5 protein-coding genes are annotated in these 4,905 nt (G+C 31.1%); 3 read left to right on the forward strand and 2 right to left on the reverse strand.

Translation table 11 applies throughout. From position 1 onward, the window contains the following. Positions 1-1,195, reverse strand: a 1,195-nt coding sequence (locus tag Q0649_RS10900) for an NAD(P)/FAD-dependent oxidoreductase (protein ID WP_298841463.1), incomplete at its 3' end; no start/stop codon positions are given. Between the two features lie 36 nt (positions 1,196-1,231). Beyond that, positions 1,232-2,671 carry an NAD(P)/FAD-dependent oxidoreductase gene (locus tag Q0649_RS10905; RefSeq protein ID WP_298841465.1) on the reverse strand — a complete coding sequence of 480 codons (1,440 nt, stop codon included), beginning with the start codon at positions 2,669-2,671 and terminating at the stop codon, positions 1,232-1,234. A gap of 306 nt (positions 2,672-2,977) precedes the next feature. Between Q0649_RS10905 and Q0649_RS10910 the strand changes: the two genes are divergently transcribed. From Q0649_RS10910 to Q0649_RS10920, 3 genes are all read left to right on the forward strand, one after another. After that, positions 2,978-3,550, forward strand: a complete 573-nt coding sequence (locus tag Q0649_RS10910) for a glycerol-3-phosphate responsive antiterminator (RefSeq protein ID WP_298841468.1) — start codon at positions 2,978-2,980, stop codon at positions 3,548-3,550. A gap of 129 nt (positions 3,551-3,679) precedes the next feature. Then, positions 3,680-3,988 (forward strand): hypothetical protein, encoded by a 309-nt coding sequence (locus Q0649_RS10915; RefSeq protein WP_298841471.1) that lies wholly within the window; start codon positions 3,680-3,682, stop codon positions 3,986-3,988. A gap of 41 nt (positions 3,989-4,029) precedes the next feature. Next, the gene (locus Q0649_RS10920; RefSeq protein ID WP_298841474.1) at positions 4,030-4,668 is read left to right on the forward strand and encodes a histidine phosphatase family protein; all 639 of its coding nucleotides are present in this window, start codon (positions 4,030-4,032) and stop codon (positions 4,666-4,668) included. Positions 4,669-4,905 lie beyond the last annotated feature (237 nt).

A 4,905-nucleotide genomic window follows, 5' to 3' on the forward strand; every position in this document is an offset into this window, starting at 1 on the left:
TTAATTTAACACTTTCCATTTCACCTGGTGTAAGTATCTTTTTCTTTAAATGCATTTCGCGAACATCATCGAAATAGACTGATATATAAGCAGCTTTATGAACTTCTCCAACTCTAAATCTTACATCTATTCCATTTCCTATATTTTTAGGGTTAATGGTACTTGGTACTGTATACCTAACTCCCTCAGTAGCGAAAACCTCAACGCTCTTTCCCTCTTGATGAATTCCTTTTATGCAATCTGCGGCATTCTTACCAGCAGTATAACTTTCAGTGGTTACATTATCTACTAAATCATGAACATGAAGCACATTACCACAGGTAAATATTCCAGGAATACTTGTCTGCATACTTTCATCGACTATTGGTCCACCTGTAACCCTATTAAGTACAATATTTGCTTTTCTAGAAAGCTCATTCTCAGGAAGAAGTCCAACAGATAATAGTAAGGTATCACAAGCAATGTATTCCTCAGTTCCATTTATTGGTTTTCTGTTAGCATCAACCTTGGAAATAGTAACGCCCTCTAGTCTATCGTGACCATGTATATTTATTATAGTTGTGCTTAGTTTTAATGGAATGTTAAAATCATCTAAACACTGCACAATATTTCTTTTAAGTCCGCTTGAATGGGGCATTAACTCTACACAAGCTTTTACTTTTGCGCCCTCAAGAGTCATTCGTCTTGCCATTATAAGACCAATATCTCCAGAACCAAGGATTACTACTTCTTTTCCTGGCATTAATCCTTCAGCATTAACATATTTTTGCGCTGTTCCAGCAGTATAAATACCTGCACACCTTGAACCTGGAATGTTTAAAGCTCCTCTTGGTCTTTCACGACATCCCATGGCAAGTATAATAGCTTTTGCCTTAAGTTCTAAAATACCATCTTCTGTATTTACAGCTGTAACTTGTTTATTTGAATTTATATCCAATACCATGGTATTGAGTTTGTATTCAATTTTAAGATCAGTAGCTTTATCTATAAATCGTTGTGAATACTCTGGTCCAGTAAGTTCTTCTTTAAATGTATGTAAACCAAAGCCATTATGAATACATTGGTTTAAAATGCCACCTAATTGATTATCTCTTTCTAAAATTAAAATACTGTCTATTCCTTGGTCCTTTGCAGAAACTGCAGCTGCAAGTCCTGCTGGACCTCCACCAATTATGATTAAATCATATTCTTGCATATTTATTCCTTCCTCTCTATACCTAATATTTATATTTTATAAAGATTGTTTATTTGTTCCAGTTATTAAAATAGAATTTCCACCGGATTTTGTAACTTCAGAGCGAGGTATATTAAGTTCTCTTGCTAGAATATCTACAACTTTTGTTGAACAGAAACCAGACTGACATCTACCCATTCCTGCTCTTGTACGAAGCTTAACTCCATCAAGTGTTGTTGCTCCAAGAGGTCTTCTTATAGCGTCTATAATTTCACCTTCTGTAACAGTTTCGCACCTACAAATAACTGTTCCATATTCAGGTATTTCTTTAATAATTGCTTTTCGCTCTTCATTAGACATTTCTCTAAATTTTCTTATACCTTTTCTAATTGGATTAAATTTTAAATTTTTTCCTGGATTTAGTTTATTTGTTACCATATCAGCTACCATCACAGCAATACTTGGAGCACTGCTTAATCCTGGAGAGGCTATTGCTGCTACATTAATAAAGTCTTTAGCGTCAGTTGCTTCTTCAATTATAAAATCATCTAATTCAGTATGTGCTCTATTTCCTGCGAAAGAAGTTATAACCATATTCATAGGAAATTGCATTTGAATACTTAATTGAGCCTTTTTAATGATATCATCAATACCATCACGAGTTGTATCTAAGTCTGCTTTGTCTTCTAAATCAACAGCATTAGGTCCAATTAACAGATTACCATCAACGGTTGGTGTAACTAAAACTCCTTTTCCAAGCTTGGTTGGAAGTTGGAAAATAGTATTTTTTATTAGTGATCCTGCTACTCTATCAAATAGAACGTATTCTCCTCGCCTTGGTATTATATTGATCTTATTCTTGCTAACCATATTATTCATATCACCTGAATATAAGCCAGCTGCGTTAATTACAATTTTTGTTTCAATATCGCCTTTATTAGTTTTTATAATATATCCATTTGAACTTTTTTCAATGTTTTTAACTTCAGTTTCAAACTTAAATTCTACACCATTATTATATGAATTTTCAGCTAGAGCAATAGTCATTTCATATGGACAAACTATTCCACCTGTTGGAGCATAAAGTGCACCAACACAATGATCTGTTACATTAGGTTCCATTTTTCTAACTTGGTCACCATCAATAATAACTAAATTTGGAACTCCATTTTCAATTCCTTGATCTAATAAATGTTGTAAATCCGGCATATTCTTCTTATCAAAACAAAGAACCAAAGAACCATTTCTCTTAAATGGGAAATCCAATTCCTTTGCAAGGTCCGTAAACATTGCATTACCTTTTGCGTTCAATTTTCCTTTCAAAGTACTTGGTTTAGCATCAAAACCACCATGTACAATTGCACTGTTTGCTTTTGTTGTACCAGAAGCAACATCGCTAGATCTTTCAATTACACAAGTTTTTACATTATATTTAGATAACTCTCTTGATATTGAGCAGCCAATAACACCTGCACCAATAATAGTTACATCAAACATTATTTAACCTCCTAAATGCAAATAAAAAGAGAACCTTGATTAATAGGCATAAGATGCCCATAGATCAAGGCTCTCTTTTCTCCGCCTTTACTTATTTAATTACATATTATCATAATGTTTAGACGATTACAAGGGGAAAATAGTAAAAAACACTCAAATTTAAAACGATAACATAATAATATAAAATTCTTGAATGAAAAATAATACTGTGATAAACTGAACATAATATTATAGGTCTGATTAAATCAAATTACTCTTATGATAATATATACTACAGACTAAAATAAATTTTTGGAGGAAACATCATTGGCTAATTTAGAACAACTCTTAATAGAGAACCCAGTTATTGCAGCAATAAGGAATGAAAAAGATTTGGAAGAAGTAATTCATAGTAAAGTGCTTATTGTGTTTGTCTTATATGGAAGCATAATGAACATTAAGAAAATATCTGAGAAACTTAAAGAAGCGGGTAAAGTAGTATTTATTCATGTTGATTTAATAGATGGATTAAAGGGAGATTATGCAGGACTGCTATTTATAAAGCAATGTGGTGATCCATATGGAATAATAAGCACAAGACCAACTAATATAAAAAACGGAAAAAAATTAGGACTTTGCGCTATTCAAAGGATATTTGTACTTGATTCTTTGTCCCTAGAGACAGGAATAAGAAATATACAATCAGTTCTTCCTGACGCTGTAGAACTTTTGCCTGGTATCGCAAGTAATATTATTAAAAGTATGGAAAATGAAGTGCGAGTACCTATTATAGCCGGTGGGTTAATTCAAACTAAGAAGGATATAATGCAGGCAATTGGTGCAGGAGCAATGGCTATTTCAACATCTAAACAAGATTTATGGAGTTTATCAGAGGAATAGTTAAACTATAAATTTTAATAAATGATAGTATATTAAAAATATATAGATTGAAATATAGAAAATAACAACCATAACAATAATTTGATATGGTTGTTATTTTCTATATACTAGGGTAGGAGATGTTAAATTATGCTGAAAATTGATGATAAGGCTTTAAATTATGTACAAGGTAAAAAATTATGTTTTGTTGTAAATGTTGAAAATACACCTGTAGAATGTGATTGTTCCAATTGTCATACTAATATTAAAACACTCAAAACAAAGGTTTTATTTGAGACAGAAGTGTTAGATAAAGAAGACTATGATATTTATGAGTATCATGGTGTCAAAGTATTTATTTTAAAAGAATTAAAAATGTCTTCCAATATAATTGTTTATCAAAAAACTAAAATACCGTTTATACAACCCCGTTTTGGAATTAAAGGTATCACAGCTTAGTATATAAAAAATTAATAGCTACTAATAGGAAGTGAATAATATTGAATACAATAATAACATTAGTACGGCATGGTGAAACAGAATGGAATGTTCTTGGAAAATTTCAAGGAATCAAAGATATAATTTTATCAGATGAAGGTATTTTGCAATCAGAATATTTAAGGGAAAAATTTCAAAATAAATTTGATTATATTTATACAAGCCCTTTAAAGAGAGCGCGGCAAACAGCAGAAATTATATCCAAAGGTAGTAATATTGCACCTATAGTTGAAACTGGTATAACAGAAATTGATTTTGGAGAGTGGGAAGGCCTTACGCTTAAAGAAGTTGAAACGAACTTTCCTAAAGAATTAGTTAAATGGAAAACTGATGAACTTAACGGACCAATGTGTGGTGGTGAACGAAGTCTTAAAATTGCGAGCGTAAGGGCTAAGTCAGCCATCTTAAATATTGCAAATAAGCATAAAGGAAAAAATATTATAATAGTTGCTCATGGCGGAATTATTAAAGCTGGATTACTGGGTATCTTTGATTTGAAAATGACTATGTATCACAAAATAATTTTAGGAAATACATCTGTTTGTAAAATCATTTTTGATAATGAATTAAGTCCTAAAATAATTACCCTAAACGATACAAGTCATCTTCCTGACAACTATAAGATAAAATCTTATGTTTAAGTAGTGAAATTCAAAAGCAAATCCTTGACAAACACTCCAGTTTGTTATAATATTTAAACATTAAAGAATTTACAGGTAGTAAATATAACATTGTGAGGTATTATTATGAAGAATATTATTATTAAAGGAATCACTAAAAAAGTATATTTTTATTTTAGCTGGGGCTATCGTTATTTTAGCATTGGTTACTTTTTGTGCAAAAAAATATATATGATTTCTTTAAATAATGAGTTTAGG

Origin of the sequence: uncultured Clostridium sp. (assembly GCF_937920395.1) — a bacterium.
GTDB lineage: Bacteria > Bacillota > Clostridia > Clostridiales > Clostridiaceae > Clostridium_AD.